Annotated in this window: 17 protein-coding genes; 14 read left to right on the top strand and 3 right to left on the bottom strand. The window is 60.5% G+C overall.

Translation table 11 applies throughout. The annotated features are described in order from the left end of the window. Positions 1-180: hypothetical protein (locus ACQUSM_RS14415; protein ID WP_435119738.1), on the top strand; the 180-nt coding region annotated here is incomplete at its 5' end. A gap of 321 nt (positions 181-501) precedes the next feature. On the opposite strand, the gene ACQUSM_RS14420 is transcribed toward ACQUSM_RS14415, so the two are convergent. Both ACQUSM_RS14420 and ACQUSM_RS14425 read right to left on the bottom strand, forming a co-directional pair. Further along, a complete protein-coding gene (locus tag ACQUSM_RS14420; RefSeq protein WP_092635472.1) occupies positions 502-1,389 on the bottom strand; it encodes a hypothetical protein in 888 nt (295 codons plus the stop codon). Positions 1,390-1,441: 52 nt separating this feature from the next. Further along, on the bottom strand, positions 1,442-1,738 hold the full coding sequence (locus ACQUSM_RS14425; RefSeq protein ID WP_435119740.1) for a PadR family transcriptional regulator: 297 nt from the start codon (positions 1,736-1,738) through the stop codon (positions 1,442-1,444). A gap of 134 nt (positions 1,739-1,872) precedes the next feature. Between ACQUSM_RS14425 and ACQUSM_RS14430 the strand changes: the two genes are divergently transcribed. From ACQUSM_RS14430 to ACQUSM_RS14455, 6 genes are all read left to right on the top strand, one after another. Then, the gene (locus ACQUSM_RS14430; RefSeq protein WP_435119742.1) at positions 1,873-2,040 is read left to right on the top strand and encodes a DUF1931 domain-containing protein; all 168 of its coding nucleotides are present in this window, start codon (positions 1,873-1,875) and stop codon (positions 2,038-2,040) included. A gap of 74 nt (positions 2,041-2,114) precedes the next feature. Further along, a complete protein-coding gene (gene xseA / locus ACQUSM_RS14435) occupies positions 2,115-3,167 on the top strand; it encodes an exodeoxyribonuclease VII large subunit (protein ID WP_435119744.1) in 1,053 nt (350 codons plus the stop codon). Between the two features lie 2 nt (positions 3,168-3,169). Beyond that, a complete protein-coding gene (gene xseB, locus ACQUSM_RS14440) occupies positions 3,170-3,352 on the top strand; it encodes an exodeoxyribonuclease VII small subunit (RefSeq protein WP_255153100.1) in 183 nt (60 codons plus the stop codon). A gap of 208 nt (positions 3,353-3,560) precedes the next feature. Next, positions 3,561-3,839, top strand: coding sequence for a hypothetical protein (locus ACQUSM_RS14445; protein ID WP_008580506.1), 279 nt, complete (start codon positions 3,561-3,563; stop codon positions 3,837-3,839). Positions 3,840-3,845: 6 nt separating this feature from the next. Further along, positions 3,846-4,265: a hypothetical protein gene (locus tag ACQUSM_RS14450; RefSeq protein ID WP_008580508.1), complete on the top strand. Its 420-nt coding sequence runs from the start codon at positions 3,846-3,848 to the stop codon at positions 4,263-4,265. Positions 4,266-4,293: 28 nt separating this feature from the next. Continuing rightward, on the top strand, positions 4,294-6,027 hold the full coding sequence (locus ACQUSM_RS14455) for a hypothetical protein (RefSeq protein ID WP_435119746.1): 1,734 nt from the start codon (positions 4,294-4,296) through the stop codon (positions 6,025-6,027). A 5-nt stretch (positions 6,028-6,032) separates the two neighbouring features. On the opposite strand, the gene ACQUSM_RS14460 is transcribed toward ACQUSM_RS14455, so the two are convergent. Continuing rightward, positions 6,033-7,325, bottom strand: coding sequence for an RNA-guided endonuclease TnpB family protein (locus tag ACQUSM_RS14460; protein ID WP_435119748.1), 1,293 nt, complete (start codon positions 7,323-7,325; stop codon positions 6,033-6,035). A 256-nt stretch (positions 7,326-7,581) separates the two neighbouring features. Here ACQUSM_RS14460 and ACQUSM_RS14465 point away from each other — a divergent pair, with 256 nt between their 5' ends. Genes ACQUSM_RS14465 through ACQUSM_RS14495 form a run of 7 tightly spaced genes read left to right on the top strand, consistent with a single transcriptional unit; the run spans position 7,582 to position 19,120 of the window. Then, positions 7,582-8,442 (top strand): hypothetical protein, encoded by an 861-nt coding sequence (locus ACQUSM_RS14465; protein WP_435119750.1) that lies wholly within the window; start codon positions 7,582-7,584, stop codon positions 8,440-8,442. 2 nt (positions 8,443-8,444) lie between these two features. After that, positions 8,445-9,560, top strand: coding sequence for a hypothetical protein (locus tag ACQUSM_RS14470; protein ID WP_435119752.1), 1,116 nt, complete (start codon positions 8,445-8,447; stop codon positions 9,558-9,560). Positions 9,561-9,562: 2 nt separating this feature from the next. Further along, complete coding sequence (locus tag ACQUSM_RS14475) at positions 9,563-10,684, top strand: hypothetical protein (RefSeq protein WP_435119754.1); 1,122 nt, start codon at positions 9,563-9,565, stop codon at positions 10,682-10,684. Beyond that, positions 10,668-12,902 (top strand): VirB4 family type IV secretion system protein, encoded by a 2,235-nt coding sequence (locus tag ACQUSM_RS14480; protein ID WP_435119756.1) that lies wholly within the window; start codon positions 10,668-10,670, stop codon positions 12,900-12,902. The genes ACQUSM_RS14475 and ACQUSM_RS14480 overlap by 17 nt, the downstream gene beginning before the upstream one ends. Next, a complete protein-coding gene (locus ACQUSM_RS14485) occupies positions 12,895-16,719 on the top strand; it encodes an ATP-binding protein (protein ID WP_435119757.1) in 3,825 nt (1,274 codons plus the stop codon). Before ACQUSM_RS14480 ends, ACQUSM_RS14485 begins: the two co-directional genes overlap by 8 nt. Further along, a complete protein-coding gene (locus ACQUSM_RS14490) occupies positions 16,716-17,600 on the top strand; it encodes a DNA primase (protein WP_435119759.1) in 885 nt (294 codons plus the stop codon). The genes ACQUSM_RS14485 and ACQUSM_RS14490 overlap by 4 nt, the downstream gene beginning before the upstream one ends. Continuing rightward, positions 17,597-19,120 (top strand): primase-associated protein, encoded by a 1,524-nt coding sequence (locus ACQUSM_RS14495; protein WP_435119760.1) that lies wholly within the window; start codon positions 17,597-17,599, stop codon positions 19,118-19,120. The genes ACQUSM_RS14490 and ACQUSM_RS14495 overlap by 4 nt, the downstream gene beginning before the upstream one ends.

A 19,120-nucleotide genomic window follows, 5' to 3' on the forward strand; every position in this document is an offset into this window, starting at 1 on the left:
CTCGCAGCAGGCGTCTTGGCACCGATCGGGATTCTGCTCTCCCCCGCTGTGGGTGCGCTCCTGATGTCGTTGAGTACAGTAATCGTCGCGATCAACGCTCAGCTGCTCCGCCGCGTGGACCTGTCCATCCCCGAGCTTCCAAGCGGGACACCAGCGACTGACGCACAACCTGCAGACTGAAACGCTCCCGATCGCTTCGGAGCTTCTTTCAATTGAGTTCGGTTGATGGACAGCAAATGGCGACACTGCGTGATTTCGGTGGGTATCGCTATGCAGTCACCGATTCCACAGTTTTCCCGAGGGATACGTAGTTTGGTATACACAGACGCTTCCTCTGATGGGCTACATTGTTGCACCAGCACTAGGTTTATACCGCTTGACGGACTTCTTTCCAATATGAGCCTCGAAGAGACAGTTGACTACCTCGCCGAGGAACTCGACCTCGAGCGAAGTGAACACGTTCGCGAGGTCGGACAGTCGGTCGCCGAGCTTCGCGACTGATCAGAACATTTCTCTGAAGTCCCGTTCGACCAGTCCGTTCTCCAGATACGTGAGGAACTCTTGTTTCGTTGGTCCTTGACGGTCAAGTAGATCGTCCCGTCCTGCTCGTTCGAGAACTGCCTGCGCGAAGTCCGTACAGTGAGATTCGTGCTGCCCAGCATACTCTGTGAGGGCTTCTCTCCAGTGCATATCCAGCTCGAACTCGGCTAATCGGATTTGGATCCCGTCTTTCCGTTCGACGACGTCGACGTCCAAGTCTTCGAGTTGCTTGAAACGGAGGTTGTTCCGGCGGACAGTAATGAGCCGTTTGGAATCGACGATATAGGGATCGACCCACTCTCGCCAGGAATCGTCGTCGACGTGCGTTCGTGGCATCTCAAAATCCGGGTCCACACTCTCAATACAGAACTGCAGCATCGCGATGCCAGTTCGATGATTCGCATTCGGGAGGGAATGTCGGAGGATCAAATTCGACATCACCTCTCCAGCGACGGTCGGAAGCGGTGCTTCCCAGGAGACGTGATCGAGTGCCTGCTGGATCTTTTGTGGTTCGAACTCCTTGTAGAGCCGGAACTCATCCTCATCTCGAACATCGACCGCGGCTTCGAGCAACTCTACTAATCGGAATGCGACAACCTGCCCAGCACGGGGGAGGTCACGAATACGGTCGCTCAGCCATTCCTGATCAAAGTCGATATCTTGCGCTGATTCGATCTCTGAATCGCCTTCGTAGAGCACATAGACCGGTGTTTCAAAGGGGTACCCGATGAGCTTTGTCGACTCGTCGGATTGCTCTCGCTGAGACAGGATCTCTGCCACCGATGCCGAGCTAAATTTGAGGGAGAAATTCTCGGCCTGTGGGTGGTGATAGAAGACGAGCCGAGCCATCTTACTGTGGATTCGTGGGAAGTGGGTAAAGCAGTCCCGCTTTATAATGATTCTACGACGGAGTGGGTGCGTTCACGTCTTCTAAATACTGACTTTCCCACTCACGTCGCGCCTGGATTTCCCGCAATCCGCGCTGCGTGACCGTGTACACGTTCGTCCGCTTGTCGAGTTCACCTTTCTCTAGGAGTCCTTTGTCGACGAGGTCGTCGAGGTTGGGATAGAGGCGCCCATGATTGATCTCCTGCTCGTAATAGTCGTCGAGTTCGTCCTTGATTGCGAGCCCATGTGGTTCCTCGAGTCCGGTGGTTACGTACAAGATATCCCGCTGGAACCCAGTTAGATCGTGCATCTGTCTGTTCCCTATTTTTGATGGGTGGCATATGTTCTCTCTGGTACTCCGAGTCGGATACAGCATGACTGGGCAAGAACTCCGCGTGGGAACTTCGAACCTTTATATGGTGGACAAGAGAAGTCCGCGATGGAATGTCTGACCTAATCGTCAAAGCAGCCGTGAAGGACGCACTCTCTGACCACAACGTCTCGGCAGATTTCTACGACGGCCTCAACGAAGAGGTCGCCGAACTGCTCGACGACGCCGCGGAGCGTGCCGAATCCAACGACCGAAAGACGGTCCAGCCCCGCGATCTGTAGGCCAGCGTAACGGCGCCAACCCCAACACTCGAACGTAGCTTTTTGAGGTTCCTGTTCAGAAGTTAGTAGACGTAATGGCGGACGCAACGGATACTGAACGGCAGGCGGTCGACCCCGATGCGAGAGAGGTCCTCAGCGTGTCACAGCTGAACGACCGGATTGCATCGGTCGTCCAGGACACGCCTGCCCTCAACGGTGTCCGCTGTATCGGAGAAGTCACTGACCTCCACCAGAACAGTACGGCGCTCTACTTCACGCTCACCGACGGCGACGCCGAGCTCCCCTGTATGATCTGGGCGAACCGCTACCGGGATATGGACGCCGAGTTCGAAGACGGGACCGAAGTCATCCTCGAGGGCGATATCGACTACTGGGTCGAGGGTGGGAAGATCGACCTCAAACCGTGGGAGGTGATTGTCGTCGGCGACGGCGACCAAGCGGCTGCCGTCGAGCGACTGCGAAGTGAACTCGAAGAGCGTGGCTGGTTCGACGACGAACAGAAACAGCAACCGCCGGCGTTCCCGGAGCGGGTCGGCGTCGTCACGTCCCTCCGAGGGGACGCCCGGTACGACATCCAGAACGCGATCCACGGACAGGACCCCACCGTTGACATCCTGGTGAAGGACGCAACCGTCCAGGGATCGAACGCGCCGACGTCCATCGCGAACGGCATCCATCATCTCGACCGCTCGGAGGACGTCGACGCCATCATCGTCGGGCGGGGCGGTGGAAGCGATTCGAACCTCCAGGCCTTCAACACCGAGCGGGTTGCGGAGGCGATCTTCACCGCCAATACCCCTGTGGTCACCGCTATCGGACACACCGATGACCGACTCATCGCGGATCAGGTGGCGGACGTCGCGACGATCACGCCGACCGCCGCCGGCGAGTATATCGTGAACTCCCGCCAAGAGTTCCTTGCGAGTGAGATCGAGCCGCTGGAGCAACAGCTCGACGCCGCGTACGAGACCTTCCAGCAGGACCACGAACACGAACAGGAGCTCGCCGAAGCAGTCGATGAAGCGACCGCACACGAGGGCCTCCCACCGATTTACTACAAGATCGCCATCGTAGTGCTGCTGTTGCTGTTGTTGGTCATCACCGGACTTTGGCTGGGGGTGATCTAACCGTGGCAAACGACTCCGAAATCCACGATCGACTGAGTCGCGTCGAGGAGATCATTGAACAGCTCGACGCGGACGAGTGCGACCTCGATGAAGGTACTGCACTCCACGAGGAAGGTGAGGAACTCCTGGCCGAAGTGCGAGAAATCCTCGACGAGGGGAACGGCGAAGTTGTGGAGCTCGAGTAAGCGAGCTGATTCTCGGTCTTAACCAACAGAGCCCCCACCGCACTCGGCAGGTGTTGGTTAAGTCTTTTCTACGAGGGCAACAAGTAATTTGGTTATAATTTACTCAACAAATTTGCAGTTATTGCTGGCCAGAAAGCATTTAGGCATCATCCAGCTACCGCGCCAATATGTACCGGGACTCAGCCGGTGCATACCCATACCCGCATGTATGATAACGAGGTCAGTCACCATCGAGGACATCGATGACCTGTACCTGATGTGGAACGACCACATCAACGCCTCCGCCCTCTATCGCCGCGCCCTCCGCGAGGAAATGGAAGTCCGCGGTGTTGACCCCGATGAACTCCGCGACCTCCTCGAACGGGCCCGCGAGCAGGGCTACACGCTCGACGAGATCGCAGAAGACACCAACCGGTTCGACGACCTCCAGTCGCTCGTCGAAGAGCAACAGAACCAGCCACCAGCTGGAGACGCCACAGATGATTGACTCGCTATGTCACAGGATCAGACTCCCTCCGACCCTGAGCCTAGCGTCGAAAACCAGTCACCGCTGACCGGGAAGATCCCCCGGCAGGCAGCGCTCACCGTCGTCCTCCTGAGCCTGTTCGCTGTCCAGCCGGTCGCCGCGCAGAGTAACGCTGTCTGTAGCGCAGACAACCTCCCGAGCATGATTGAGGGGTTCTTCCAGCTGACCACCGCGCTGGGGATCGTCGGCCTCGCCATCGTCTGGCAGGCTGACTCCCTCATCGAGATGTTTACCCTCAATCCCGAGCAGAAGAAGGGGCTGAAGCGCCACAAACGGTCGGCGATGAAGTCCGCGGTCGTCCTCGTCGTGCTCGGCCCGCTGTACACCGTCGCCGGGTCGATGATGGGCCTCCCGCTGGCGCAGTGCGTCGACCTCGTCCCCTGGTAACCACTCCGCAGTCCCCGTTGCGAGCCCTATGAACCATCGAGAGCTCTCCGTGCTCATGGCCGGTTTGCTCGCGACGAGCCTAGTCACGGGTATCGTCGCCGCTGACCCGCCGCGACCAGGTACGGAAGGGAACGGGCTCACGGAAAACGAGTCGGCAACGCTGTGGTCACGTGATGCGGACAACTACATCACTCAAGAGGAGTACCGCCAGCGCTACGGCGAGAACCGCTCCGCTGTCCATCAGGTCGCCAACGGAACGGACGTTACGTTCAAACGACCGCCGGCGACTGCGGCGACGTGGACGCGGAACGACTTTGAGGACCTCGACGCCGGCGGCTCAGATACGTCCGTGCATCCGCCGCACGCGGACCTCGAGGACGGCGTCTTCATCGAAGATGCTCACGCGACGATCTTCGCGGTCCAGCCCTCTACTCGTGGCCACCTCGAGTCCGGTGAAACCCCACTCTACATCGCGCCGAATGGGACGATGCGCGGGTTCGTTGATTACCGCGTTCGCGTCCCCAACGGGAGTTCCTCCGGCAACACGACTATCTCGTGGTCGCTCACGGAGCACGAGATCGAAGAAGTCCGGTTGAAGAAGAACGGCGAGACCATCGCCGAGCGTGACGGGGCCCATACGCCTGCCCTCGACTACCAGATCGAGGACGACTGGAGTGCGAATCTCACGCTGGAAGCGGAGATTAGCGTCCGGCTGAAGAAGACCGTCAGAACCGACCTGGGTGACCAGACGGACGTCGACGTCACCTATCGGACGGAAACACGGAACGTCTCCGATTCAATCGCCGTCGAGATCTACGACCTCTCGGCGTACCCCTACTACGCCGAGTATCCAAACGGCGATGCCGGCGTGGCCATCTTCCAGTCGCGGCCGTGGCAGGGGTACACGCTCACCGAGGACGGTGAGGCACGGGTCCGTGGCATCTGGCGGTTCTACACCGCTCGGAACACCAACTGGGACACGCTCGTCCGGTCGAATCGTACGGATAGCGCCACCGTCCAGTCAGACGCGATTCCGGTGTACGTCCACGCCTATCCCTCGCGGATCGGGCCGCGTGCCGAGCCGGTTCGAGACGGACCGGAACTCATCGAGACCTGGGGGACTGACCGCCCGTCTCCGGTCGGGACCATTGGTGAGAACATCAATATCGACATCATCAACCAGTCGTACACGACGACGTACGGCGTCGCCGTTCGAGCCGAGAACGTCGACCGACAGGCCCTCCACGTTGGGGGAATCGTCCGGGGCGTGAATGCGTCAATCGTCGAGCCGGACGCCGGCTCCGAGCGACAACTCCGACGCAGCAATCTCACTGTCCAGGTCATCCAGCAGAATCAGTCGCAAGCGACGCTCAGGGTCGAACTCCGGGACAATCAAACTGGTGCGCCGATTGCGCTCGACGATAGCCGGCAGTATCCAATCGGCGGCACCACCCGAAACGGGTACATCACGGTCGCGGACCAGCGCATCGAGACCAACGCCTCCGGGGTGGCGATCGTGACCATCGACGAACCGGGCATCTACACGGCTCGGTACCATCCGGGCTCGTGGCTCGGTCACGACCCTGCGTACGTGAGCGATACCGCGACGGCCCGCTGGCACCCTCTAGGGACGATCGACGGCTGGTTTGCGCTGGTGTTCGAGGTCGGCTGGCAGCTCCTGCCGTTCTTCGTGATGTTCTACGCTGGCAAGCGCCTCTTGCGGATGCTCGGCCCAGAAGACATCTTCGGACAAAACCCGTGACATCCTCATCCACCATGAACGGTAGAGTCCCCTACAAAGGAAGGCTCGCGGAGCGAGGAGGTTTCGGAACTGTACGCCGAGAGAGTCATCTGTCGGGGTTTCCGACTCGTCTCTCGGTGTCCCGTGGTGCTGTCACAGGCACTCCCGTCCCGTGGCGAGTCATCGCCCGCCGGTTTCAACGGCAGGCTCTCTCCCCACGGGTCGAGACGGTTAGCGATGTTAACCGCCGCGTTCAGATCTGCCTGATACGTCGTCACCCAACAGCTGTCGTTGGTGCAACGAAACTCCGCCTGACCCGAGCGCGATCCGATGTGGGCGCACGCATGGCACGTCTGCGACGTGTACGCTGGATTGACGTACTCGACAGGGATGCCAGCATCGAGGGCTTTGTCCTCGATACGGTCCTGCAATCGGGCGAACGCCCATGTGTGAAGACGACGGTTCATCCACTTCCCGCAGTCCAGCGACTCACGGATGTACGACAGATCTTCGAGGACAATTACTGGCTTCTCAAACTGCCCGGCGTACTCGACGGCCTCTCGGCTCGCCTTCTCGACAATATCCGTGAGTGCGTTCTGGTGGTAGCTGGAACGCTCGTCAATCCGCCAATCGGCGGCGTTACGCTCTCGAAGACGACGGAGCGTCGTGAACATCTCTTTCCGAAGATGTCGCGCGTGTCCACCGTCAATGAACAGTGGGTCTTGTGGAGCACCGCGCTCGACGGCACAGCCGACGAGCAACGCCGACTCACCCACATCGAAGCCGATCGGTGTAGGCTTTTCAGGCGGTTCTTGCTCCGGTACACTGTATTCGACGGTGACGTTCAATGTCCACGACGTTCGGGTTTGGCGCAATCGGAACTGGCCTACAGACACGTCACCATCGTAGAGGCGATCCCACAACTCCCGCTGATCGGGGTTGATGCGAAGCGGTATCCAAAACGAGGTGCCGCGCCCAGCTTGTGGAACGCGCCAGCAGAACTCGTGGGTCCGATCGGGCGAGTGATCCAATTCCCAACCCCGGTTCGTGAACCGGACTGGGTGATCGTCAGTCAATTCCTTGGCGTTGTACGTATTGTAGAGTTGCGGGACGTAGGACTTGAGCGCGTCCTTAGCGTAGGACGTGAGGTTGTAGTCCGTGACGATGTTGTTGACTGCCGAGCGCGTCTCCGCACCGCTATTGAACGCGTCCGAAAGGGCACGGCGATACGTGGCCACGGTTCGCTGAAGGCGTCGCTCTTTGTGTGTCGTTGGAGGTACGAGCGTTGCCTGAAGCGTTTTCGTGACCGTGGTACCCACACTAATGTTAACGAATGGGTGATAGTTAAGGATAATGAATTGCTAAGTCCCAGAGTAGATGCCGAACCTGAATATCGAGGTCAGCGAGGAAGAGTACGAGCAACTGAGCGAAGTCAAAGACGCTCACGGGCTAACGTGGCGAGGATTGGTGTTACAAGGAGCAAGAGCGCTCGACAAAGAAGGGCCACTCGGATAGTAAATACACGGTCCCGTGTTCGTAGCCGTTCCGTCCCGCAGAGATCTGTTCCCTAAATCAATGACTCAAAAACACTCACAGCTCAGCAGACGGACCGCCCTCCAGACAATATCCACTGCTGCCCTAGCCAGCATAGCTGGATGCATGAATTCAAATGGGAACTCCAAATCCCCCAGTGACGGAACTCCCTCTTCGAACGATCAGGGTCCACTTCAGCGCGTTGTAGTCGATGGGACAGCGATCGTAGTGGAACTCTCGGAAGATACCGATGTTAGCCAAGTCAACCTCATCCAGCCGAATGGAGAACTGTTCGGTCAGCGTGACGTAGCAACAGGAGCACAGCAGGTTTCGTTCGAGATTGGAACCTCCTACACTCCAGGAGAGTATCGTGTACTCGCGCTAGAGGGCGAAGAGACTGTACAAGAGTCCGCTCTTTCCGTTCAACCGAATCTTAGCATTGTGGAGATGGGGATCGGGAAGAATCAGCCTGAAGAGATGTGGGATAGCTCGAGTGACAAAATCTCAAAAGAGGCCTTCGTTTCTGTCGAAAATCAAGGGAATGGTCCGGATGCGATCACGCAGCTCCTCTTTATCGGAGATGTTCCATATCCCTCGGATGAGGAAGGGACGAACTATGATGAAAACGACGATGTCAGTGGCATATACGATCCAGAAAAAGATTCAGAAGTTGACGAGGTAGTAATAGAACCGGGAGAGCAGCTTACACTGTACAGTTACCGTTCACCGTTCGCGTTCGTTCGAGGTGAGGGAACTTCGTGTGAGAGTGAAGAACAAACCGGGAGCTTCGAGGTCATTCTCGAAACACGAGTAGGGACTAACCGAGTTTCCAATACTTACAGTATTCACTACTCCGCTTCAGAAGGGTTCGATAATTGTGAGATTACGATTAGTGAGGGCTAACCATGGTGGACCTAATTGATGTCGTCTTAGAGGGATTCAAAGATGTCGTCGATTGGGTTATCTCCCTCTTCATGGAGGGACTGAACACTGGTTATGAAACCCTCACTGAGGAGATGTTCGGGACTCCAACGCCTGAAACGGAAGGCGCGTTTGTCTTCGGTTCGCCAACAAACGGACCTTGGCCTACAATCCGGGATGCGTTGGTCGGTGGTGAGATTATGCTTATCTCACTGCTTCTACTGGTGATGTGTGTTCAAGGGCGACACACAATTCGGATATTCAATATCGGAAGTGCGTACGAGGCAAGGCGGACGAAGAAGACTGCGTGGGTTGGTGCATTCCTCATCATCAGCTGGTACTGGGTCAGTATTCTTGGACTCTACATCGTCGATGGGTTCACGATAGCGTTGATGCCGAGTCTAGAGACCCTAGGTGATGCGATGCTGAATTTCCTGAAAGAGTCCCTAACCAATCCCGGGCTTGCGTTCGTTTTCGCAATTGTTGGCGGTCTCTCAATGTGGGCACTTGAGGCTCTCTACTACATTCGGGAGGTGTTACTTTACGTGTATGTCTACGGGATGCCGATAGCTTTCGCTCTCGCCTATGGTAACGTTCCAGTCCTTTCGGACATCGCGATGGGATTCTCTAAGCGATTTGTTCCTTTGGCGGTTCTACCCCTTCCAGCAGCAGTCGTGTTCAAAGGATACGATCTGCTCTATTCGCAAGGAGCGCTCACGCCAAATAGTGCGTTTCTGAAGTACCTAGTTGCATCCTCACTACCGCTTATCGCGGTCTATCTCACTTGGAAGACGTTCAAATACGCAACCCCGCTGACGGCGAAAGTTCTCGGCGGTGCCACCAAGGGAGCAGCCCTTATCGGCGGCGTAGCTGCCGGTGCGTATGCCGGGGGCGCCGGCGTCGCGACCACCGCCGCTCGGTGGGGACCGAAAGCCGCAGCCGGCCATGCCGTCGCACAAAAAGCTGCGGCCCGCGGTGGTCATGGCGAGGGGGGAGATAGTACGCCCTCGTACCGACGCACCGAGAACGACCCAGGTGGCACTACGTCGGAAACATCGGGTGAGGAACGCGGAATGGACTTTGATAGAGGTATCCACTAAACATGTCCATCGACAAAGACGCAGCCGCACGGCGCATCATGGACCAGTTCGGTGAGGAGAGCCGCATCCCCTACCTCAACATCGAGGAAGGCGACGTCGGCGTCCTGATCGCCTTCCCGATCGTCGGCCTGTTCATCGCTGGCCTCACCGGCATCGAATCACTCGCCCTCCCGTTCGTCGCAGGTGGGTTCGGGTTCGGCGTCGCGATCGTCTACGTCTCGCCCGACCACCTCAATGCGTGGACGTGGACGAAAGACGTCTATCGCTACGTCAAGCGCCCCCAGATCACGTTCAGCGCCCCGGAGGAAGCTGACAGTAGTACCAATGAGGCAGAGCGCAACGAGGGCGGGCTCGCGAACTACACGCCATTCAAGCCCGACGAGCGGACGCAGGACCTCACGAATATCGAGCGGGCGTGGCCGGGTGCTGGCGCGATCCAGCGCGCGGACGGCACGATGGAGGCGTTCATCGAGATCGACCCCGGCAACATGGACTTCGCGATGTCCGACGACTGGGCACAGCTCCAGGACGCCGGCGAAGAGTTCGCCAACAAGGAACTGGATTGGAAACTCAAACTCCACGCCACGACCCGCTCGTTCCCGGTCGAACAGATCACCGAGAACATCGAAGACCGCCTGAACGACGAGGACGTCAAAGAAAACCCCATCTTCCGAGAACTCCTCGAGGAGTATCGGGAGACGCGGCCGAAAGAAATGCGCGAACGGGGCATCCAGCAGATGCGATACTACATCGGCGTCCAAGTCACCCCGCTGGAAGTCTATGACCGCTTCCGGGATGAGGGCACACCGGCCGAGAAGCTGACGCAGTTCCCCGTCATCGGGTTCCTGTTCAACCCGTTCGTAACCCGCCGGGAGGACCTCACGGACGTCGAGCGCCGCGCCCAGATGTTCGAGAAGCTGGACAGCCGGGTCAACGACGTGCGGTCGGAGTTCATCCAGCAGGCGTCGGGCTGGTCCGCACGCCGGCTCAGCACGGTCGAACTCTTCGTGTTGAATATGGACTTCTGGAACGGCCGCGAACACGAGTACGACGACGCAGAGAGCGTCGTTCGCGAACAATCCATCATCGGCCACTCGCGCCGGGAGGATGACCACGATGCGTAACCTCGTCCTCCAGACTGGCAGCGGAGCCGTCGGCCAGCTCATGGAGTGGCTCACGAACCCAACCTCAGCTGAAGGTGCGGCTCTCTACATCCTGCTCGCGGTACTGGTCGGAATCGGCGGGAAATTCCTCTGGGACTGGTACACCGAAGACGACGAGGAAGAGGTCGAGTTCTCGGACCTCCTCGACGAGGAGACCATCGAACAGGGCGCGGCCGAACGCCAGCTCCTCGACGACATCGCTGAGTCGCACAAGACGGTGACGGCGCCAGCGGCAATCGAGTGGGAGACGCGTGCGGCACGGGTCGGCGAGCAGTGGACGACGACGCTGTACATCGCTGACTATCCGGACTACCCCAACGACGGCTACCTCTCCGAGCTCTTCGAGATGACGGACGTGCAGTTCGATTTGACGGCCCACATTACGCCGAAGAACCAGGACCGGGCGCGGAACGAACTGCAGGATATCGCTGACGACCTTCAGGTGGACGCTGACCTTGAACAGAGCGTGCGGAGTGCCTACCTGCAGGAACGCGCCAACGAGGCCGCAGCGACGTACAAGGCCGTCGAAAACGGCGCGAACGTCTTCGACCAGGGGATGTTTATCACGGTCAGAGCCGACGAGAAGGAGGACCTCCGCGACGCCGTCCAGAAGGTCAAGAGCGCACTCCGCGACGATCCGGCGAACCTCACGCCGAAGACGGCGATCTGTCGCCAGGATCTCGCCCTTCAGTCCGCCGCACCCATCGGCGACAACGAGTTCGGGCGGACGTCGATTGCGCTCGGCGGCGCCATCGGCGCGTTACTGTCTTCGCCGCACAACGCGACGATCCTCGAGGAAGGCGGCGTCGAGTTCGGGATTCACAAGGACAACCAGAGTCCAGTGGTCATCGACCCGTTCGCCCGGGACAACGGCTACGCGATGTTCACCGTCGGCGACACCGGCTCGGGGAAGTCGTTCAGTTCGAAGCAGAACTTTATCCGCTCCATCGAGCAGAGCAAGGACCGTATCGGCATCATCCTTGAGCCGTTGAACAACTGGGCCGGCGTCGCCGAAGCGCTCGATGCCAAGCGGATCACTGTCGGCGGGACACTCGGGCTGAACCCCTTGGAGATTCGGGAGACGCCCGAGCACGTCCAGCGGGCGATGGGCGAGGACGCCAGCCCGTTCAACGAGAAGCTCGACGACGCGATGAGCTTCCTCACCAACTTCTTCGCGCTGCGGGGCATCTCGCTAGGTGACCGCCGGACGACGCTCGAACTCGGGCTCAAACGAGCGTACAAGCGCAACGGGATTACCGACGACATCTCGACGCACGACAACCCGAGCCCGACGATTCAGGATATGATGGACGTCTTCGAGGAGATGGTCAACGACCCCGAGGAGTTCGTCGTCCGGTCCGACGAGGAGGCGGGGAAGATCAAGGAGGACGCGACGTGGCTACTCGACCAGCTCCGCCCCTTCGAGGACGACGGTCGGCACGGCAACCTCGGCCAGGAGTCCGACTTCGATATCCGCGACGAGAAGGTCATCTACCTCGATCTCGCCCAGCAGGAGGGCAGCGTCGACAGCAGCACGGCGCTGACGATGCAGTTGCTCATCTCGCTCGTCTACGAGCGGGCGAAAGTCTCGGAGAAGGAGGTCGTGTTCTACATCGACGAGGCGCGGTACATCATGCAGGACGCCGCGAGCCTGGCGTTTCTTGAAACGGTGTTCCGTCACCACCGCCACCACGACCTCTCGATCCGGCTGGTCACGCAGACGGTCGACGAGTTCTTCGAGCACGCCGAATCCGAGGCGATCCTGGATCAGTGTGCAGTCAAGCAGTTCCACCGCCTCGACGGGATGGACGAGGAGTGGGCCGACGAGTTCGGGCTGAACTACGCGCAGATGCGGTTCGTCCAGGACGCCGTGCCGGGCAACGAGGACGCCGGCTTCTCCGAGGCCCTCGTGGGCGTCGACGGCGAGTGGCGCGGTATCCAGGTCAAAGCGATGCCCAAGGAGAAGCAGGTCATCGACTTCGACCCGACCTCACAGATCCGGTCCTCGCTGCCCGGCGCCGGCGACGACGCCGTCGATACCGAGATGGAGGAGTTCCAGGACGAGCTCGAACACCGAGCAACGAACGGAACGAACGAAACGAGCGAACTGAACGAGGAATCAGACGCCGTCGAAGCTGAGCCAGACGGCGGGTCAACGGAGGACACCAACGATGGCTGAGTACCTGCGCGTCACGCCGACATCCGAGCGGCTTGACCCGGAGAGCATCTCACGCGTCCTCGACAGCCTCCACAAACTGACCACGCCCGGCTCGTCGGGCCTCGGGGCGAAGCTGAACCCACTCCACAGTAAGACACCACCCCGATTCGAGTTCCTCGCGATCAGTGATGGCCCGGACGACCCGGTAGAGTTCTTCTACGGGGCTGATGCGCACCTCGATACGCTTGAGAAGCGCCTCCGCTCCATCTATCCAAGCACGTTCGACATCGAGCGCGTCGACGTCGACGTCGCCGCTCGGCTCATTCAGCCAGTCGAGTTCACACCGCAGGAATTCGTCGACCACTACGAGGCCGGGCGGCTGCAGTACGAGTTTGGCCCGGCAGAACAGTACGACATCGTCGACGAGGAATCAGGTGACTCCGAGCCAGCCGAAGGGGGCCCCGTTGTCGACGGCGGGACAGCAGCCACGAGCGTCCCCGATCATCACGTTACTGTCGGAGACGCAGCCCTCGAACTAGCGCCGCCCGATGCACTTCCAGACGACGAGGAGGAGCGACGGGCCATCGAGAAGCCGACGATGACCTCTGACGGGACGATTCTGGCTCGCCCGGCGCAAGACGCTGTTTCGCCGCTCGGTGTCCGGTGGTGTGGCGCCGCGTCGCGGAAGCAGGACTGGATGACCTCGCTGACGCCGTTCACGGCGGAGGAATCGAACGCCGACCTCTCGTCCGTCGACCAACCCGGGGCAGCGCTCGCGTCGCTTGTCGACCACCTGATGGAGGCGATAGCGCCGACCGCGTTCCAGGCCGTTTTCCAACGACGGACCAGCTGGCAGTCCGACGCGGAGGTGCGGAAAGAGGACCTCGTCGACGGCCGCGACACGTTCTTCCAAGAGGTCGTCGGATCGGTGCTCGAGGTCGAGGACCAGCGGAGCGACCAGGACGAACGGCAGATCAGCGAGTCCGTCGAGAAGCGGATCGAGTATATCGACGCGAAGAACGCCAAACGGTCATTCACGGCCAATATTCGGGCCGTCGGCGTCCCCACCGACGACACCCGCGACGACCTCGATGCCCGGATGAACTCGCTCCTCCCGGTGTTCGACCCGCTTGATGGACCGTTCTACGAGGTTGAAGGACAACGCCTCCGGGACAGTGGCTTCCGCGAGAAAACGAAGGAGAAGAAGGCACGAGCCGCTCTCCAGCGCCTTCTCAACCGCGATCTGACGACGGGGCGTGGGAAGACCCGTCCCGAGCTGGTCCTCTGTGGGACGGAGCTCGCGAACTTCGTACTCGTCCCATCCTCCGAGCAGTTGACAGTTGAAGGGACGCGGGGGACCAGGGCTGAACAGCAGAGCCGGAATCCGCTTCCATGGCCGAATCCAGATCTGATCCAGCAGTTCCAAGACGGGATGGCCATCGGCTACGCGCTCGACGAGAACGGTGAGCCACGGCCGGATCCGATCCGGATCCCGCCGGACCTGTTGCCGACGCATTACGGGCGGTTCGCGTCGACTGGTGGCGGGAAGTCGAAGGCCATCATCAACGACGCGCTCTCGCTCCGCGAGACGACGGGTGGCCCCGTCGTCCTCGTCGACCCGAAGGGTGACGGGATGTGTGAGAACTACCTGCGCTGCCACTACGAGCGGTTCGGTGGCCTCGACGACGTCTACCACTTCCGCGTCCCGGAGACCATCCCCGCGTTCTCGTTCTTCGATATCCGCCCCGCGCTCGAGGCCGGTCGCAACCGAGAGGACGCGATTCAGGACAAGGTCGACCACTGCCACGACATCCTCCGGATGATTATGGGCCGCGAGCAGTACGGCCAGGCGTTCGTCGCGAACGAGATCCTCAGCTACCTGATCAAGGCGCTGTTCGACGAGGAGTACGGGAGCGACGTGTTCGGGCTGGACGATCTCTTCGCCGCTGCCCTTCGGATGCAGCGCGACCAGACGATTCCCCCGGTCTCAGCGGACAACCAGAACATCGAGGAATCGCTGACGCGCCACTTCGCGAAGGACAACCACCAGTTCCAGGTGTCGATGGACGCCGTCGGGAACCGTCTCGACAAGCTGAAAGAGGACGCGCATCTCCGGCGGATCTTCAGCCACGTCCCCGAACAGAACGACGCCGGCGAGTACGTCGACAACCGCTTCGACTTCCGCGAGTTTCTCGATGAAGACGCCACCATCATCTTCGACCTCGGCGACCTTCGGCCGGAGGCACAGCGAGCGATCACACTCCTGCTGTTGAGCAACCTCTGGGACGCCGTGCAGGTGCGCCGGCGCGACGGCCAGACCGACTACGAGAAGCTCACGAACCTCATCATCGAGGAGGCGGCGCCGGTCGCGTCGACGAAGCTCGTCTCCGAGCAGCTACTGCCGCAGGGCCGGTCGTTCGGCTTGAGTATGGGGCTCGTAATGCAGTTCCCCGAACAGGTGCGGAACCGGAACGAGCGGGCCTACGACGAGGTGCTGAACAACATCAAGACGAAGCTCATCGGGAACATCTCGATCGAACGCGATCTCGCGGAGTCGCTTGCCCACGAGGACCTCAGCCCGACCGAACTCCGCAACCGGATCAACACGCTGCCGAGCGGCGAGTGGATCGCGCAGCTTCCGAGTCCGTCATTCGGAGAGACTGGTCCGCCGCCGTTTTCGCTGAAGCCGCTCCCGATTGCGCCGGGGCATCCAGAAAGCGACCAGCCGCTCACAGAGCCCCAGGAAGACCATTTCGAGTCCGTGTCCCGGCCACGAATGGTCGAGCGGACACAGAGCCAGTGCGGGCTGACAGAGCCGGCTGAGTCGAACTCTGCTCCAGAAGAGATTGGCTGGGGGAGTTCAGGGGGAGAGACGACAGGTTCGGCTGCCGACGGCGACTCAGGAACGAATCCGACGCAATCCGCGTTCATCAGCAAATCGACGACCGAAGATGCGTCGACGTCGACCACGCCGACCGAGACGGACAGCGACCCAGATGCAGACGAGTCAGAGATGAGCTCCCTGTTCGGGCAGGCCACCGAAACGGACGAGGACCCAGCTGGTGACCAAGCAGCGCAGCCGGAGAACGGGGCAACGCCCGTCCAGGAAAGCAGCGTACCCGTCCCCGATGACGAACTCCGACAACGCGACCTCAGCCGTGACGACGTTCGGTTCCTGAATCGGGTCCTCGACGTGATGAATCGAGAGGACGACGAGTACACGCTACTGGACAGGATGAGCCAGCTTCGGGACGAATACGACGACCTCCATATAGAGCGGCTCACAGAGCAGGATCTCCTGGAAGCGGACTCCGCTGCCGGGCGCAAGTACTACACCGTCCTCCCCGACGGTCGAGACCTCCTGGGGAGAGAATTGAAGGCGGGACCAGGAGCGGGCGATCTCGGCGAGAAAACGCCACACAAGGTTGGCGTCCGACTCCTCGAACTGTGGGTCCACCAGCAGGACGACGTCGTTCGTGTGGAGCCGTACTACGAAAGCGACGACGGCACGGTACTGGACGTGGCCGGATTCGACGGAGACGGCGATCTCATCTGGGCCGGCGAAGCAGAGCTCGCGAGTAACAACCGGCACGCCCCGGTCGAGGATTACGACAAACTCAGCACGGTGGACGCCGGCGCGATCTGGGCCTTCAACAATCGCGAGACGGCGCTCGACGTCCTGGATAGCCTTGCCGACGCGGATCGGATCGACGAGCGGGTCAGCGGCCGGGCGGCACGATCGTTCGCGACCATCAGAGACGCCGTCGACGAGTTTGATGCTGCGGGCCTGACCACCGTTCGGGGCTTCAAAAATCTCGACCAAGAACTCAACCAATGACCTGGCGACAGGCGACCCGCGAGGAGATTTACGCCTACTACGCCGAGGAGTTCCCCCGCTATCTGGACGACCTGCCGGAATTCATCACGGCGACCGGCCCGAAACAGTACGCCGTCGCCTTCCGCGAGTCCCACCCGGTACGCAAAGACGAGGTGCCGGCCAAGGACTTCATCCGGCGGGATACGTGGCAAACAGATCCGTCGGGGGACCGAACGACGCCCGAGTTCGACGACTTCGAGGATGTCGTCGAGTTCATTCGGCATCCAGCGCGCAACGACCCGCTGGGGCGGAGCGAGTTCGCGCTTGCTGATCCGGAGGTGCTGGAGAAACCGGACCCACGGCCCGACGCCGTCTACTACGCCCTGGATCACTGGGAACGTCCCTGGGTCCTCCTCGTCGACATCGATGCCAAAGAGATTGCCCGAGACCGAGCGGACGAGATGGTGTCGGCGGACGGCGACGATCGGGACGACGATGCGCTCCTCGACGCTGCGGGTATCCTCGACGCCGCTCCCGAGGGGTATCCGTACGCCTTCGAAGACGTCGACCGCGCCATCGAGTACGGGTTCGATGTGCGCGATATCTTCGAGGACGATTTCGACGCCGAGGAAACGATGGTCGTCTACAGCGGGCAGGGTGTCCACGTCTACCTGCTGGATACCGATCCGGCGCACCGATACGACGAGCAGAGTCGCGAGGTGTTGAACGACCTCCTTCTGGAGACGTACGACATCCCGATCGACCCCGTCGTGACGGCCGACCGCCGGCGTGTCGCCCGCCTGCCTTACTCACTCCACGCCGACGTCTGTAGCATTGTCCAACCAATCGAGAGCCCGGCGTTCGACGTTCGGTCGGCGACTCCCGAGGTGATCGACAAATGAGTCCGAGTACGCCCACCGACGACGAGGACATGGCGTATCGAGTTGCGGCCCTCCCGCTGGAGTACGGTGAGACCCGCATCAACCAGCTGTTTACACGTGGGTACAATCGATACGTCGTCGACGGCGAGGACCAACCCGAGGACCTCGTGAACGACGTCGAGCGGTTCGGGACGGCGGCGTTCAAAGAGCAGGTTCGTGCCGATGCCGCCGAGGAGCCGTTCGTCGACGAACCGGGGACGCTCGCTGTGCTCGCGACGCTGAGCGCGATCTGTGTGAAAGAGCACCCGAAGTTCGAACACGCATCGCCCCGGAACATCCAGGTGCTCTACGACATCCGGGAGCTGTACGTCAACAATCTCGCCTCCCTCATCCGCGCTCACGGCGATGGGTCACTCCAGCAGGACATCGCCGACGTGCTGTACAGCAAGGAGCCCGGTGAGGATGGCCCACATCCTGGGCGGGTCTGTACGGGTATCACAGAGATGCCGGAGTTCGGGGATGGGCTCTACCTCGAAATCCCGATGGCGGCGGCGTCGCGCAAATGCCTCGTTCGGGAGGACAAGGCGTCGACGGGGAGTGACGATGGCGAGGAGATACTGACGCGAGTGAAAGACAACCATCTCTACGTCCCGGTCGGTGATTTCGACAGCAAGTATCGGGACTATGCTGAGCGGGCGTTCAAGAAGCTCTTGCGGGTGCAAGAAGACGGGCTCTCAGACGACCAGCTATCGTGGTTGACCACGAACGAGTCGGCGATTACGGATCGGATCGACCGCTTCCTCGAGACCGGCCATCACGAGCGTATCTGGCGGAACTGGGACCGTGGGGAGCGGACAATTCGCGTCCTCCGACGGGCCCTGAGTGACGCCCCCGACGGCGTGGCGCAAACGGGTGAGTTCCACACGGCGAAAGAGCTCTACCGAGCGGTCGAGGCGTATGAGGCCGAGGACGAGTGGGAATCCTCCGTGACGGACTGGATCTCGAGTCCAAGCAGTCTCGCGAAGACACTGGCCGACCACGAGTCCCACTCAGCAGTCACGATCGACCGCGACGGCCGCATCAATACGTACCGAATCGGGCGAGCCGGAACCGGCGCCGAACAAATCGAGGTGCGAGAGATCGAGGACCTCTTCGAACTCCCCTGTATGGCAAATATGGAGGAGCGGCTGCACGAGAAGAAGCCCGTCCGGAAGGATCTCTACAACTTCGCACGGATGGTGATGTGGCTGCCGCAGTACCAAGACAGCAGCCTCGACGAAATCGTCGCGGATCTCAAGGACGTCTTCTCCAGGTGGCCGTGGTACGACGAGCAGGAAACTGAGTACCAAGTCCGCTACGAGTTCTCGAACACCATCGACGGCGACACGCCGTTGCCGATGAACTGCGATAACGACGATCTGCAGCGCTACTGTATCGGCCAGGACCAGTGTCCCTACTCGATCTGGGGCAGCCTCCCGTTCCCGGATGAGATGTACGAGCAGGTTGAGGAGGAGTCCGCCGGTCCCGCTGAGCAGTTCTGA

The sequence above is a fragment of the Halolamina sp. C58 genome (genome assembly GCF_051195095.1).
In the GTDB taxonomy this organism is placed as follows: domain Archaea; phylum Halobacteriota; class Halobacteria; order Halobacteriales; family Haloferacaceae; genus Halolamina.

What these genes read in the sequence shown, in the direction of transcription:
- ACQUSM_RS14450 (WP_008580508.1), top strand. Translation starts at nt 3,846, where the DNA reads ATGTCACAGGATCAGACTCCCTCCGACCCTGAGCCTAGCGTCGAAAAC.
- ACQUSM_RS14475 (WP_435119754.1), top strand. Translation starts at nt 9,563, where the DNA reads ATGTCCATCGACAAAGACGCAGCCGCACGGCGCATCATGGACCAGTTC.
- ACQUSM_RS14465 (WP_435119750.1), top strand. Translation starts at nt 7,582, where the DNA reads ATGACTCAAAAACACTCACAGCTCAGCAGACGGACCGCCCTCCAGACA.
- ACQUSM_RS14430 (WP_435119742.1), top strand. Translation starts at nt 1,873, where the DNA reads ATGTCTGACCTAATCGTCAAAGCAGCCGTGAAGGACGCACTCTCTGAC.
- ACQUSM_RS14420 (WP_092635472.1), bottom strand. Translation starts at nt 1,389, where the DNA reads ATGGCTCGGCTCGTCTTCTATCACCACCCACAGGCCGAGAATTTCTCC.
- ACQUSM_RS14485 (WP_435119757.1), top strand. Translation starts at nt 12,895, where the DNA reads ATGGCTGAGTACCTGCGCGTCACGCCGACATCCGAGCGGCTTGACCCG.
- ACQUSM_RS14495 (WP_435119760.1), top strand. Translation starts at nt 17,597, where the DNA reads ATGAGTCCGAGTACGCCCACCGACGACGAGGACATGGCGTATCGAGTT.
- ACQUSM_RS14455 (WP_435119746.1), top strand. Translation starts at nt 4,294, where the DNA reads ATGAACCATCGAGAGCTCTCCGTGCTCATGGCCGGTTTGCTCGCGACG.
- ACQUSM_RS14470 (WP_435119752.1), top strand. Translation starts at nt 8,445, where the DNA reads ATGGTGGACCTAATTGATGTCGTCTTAGAGGGATTCAAAGATGTCGTC.
- ACQUSM_RS14480 (WP_435119756.1), top strand. Translation starts at nt 10,668, where the DNA reads ATGACCACGATGCGTAACCTCGTCCTCCAGACTGGCAGCGGAGCCGTC.
- ACQUSM_RS14445 (WP_008580506.1), top strand. Translation starts at nt 3,561, where the DNA reads ATGATAACGAGGTCAGTCACCATCGAGGACATCGATGACCTGTACCTG.
- xseA (WP_435119744.1), top strand. Translation starts at nt 2,115, where the DNA reads ATGGCGGACGCAACGGATACTGAACGGCAGGCGGTCGACCCCGATGCG.
- ACQUSM_RS14490 (WP_435119759.1), top strand. Translation starts at nt 16,716, where the DNA reads ATGACCTGGCGACAGGCGACCCGCGAGGAGATTTACGCCTACTACGCC.
- ACQUSM_RS14425 (WP_435119740.1), bottom strand. Translation starts at nt 1,738, where the DNA reads ATGCACGATCTAACTGGGTTCCAGCGGGATATCTTGTACGTAACCACC.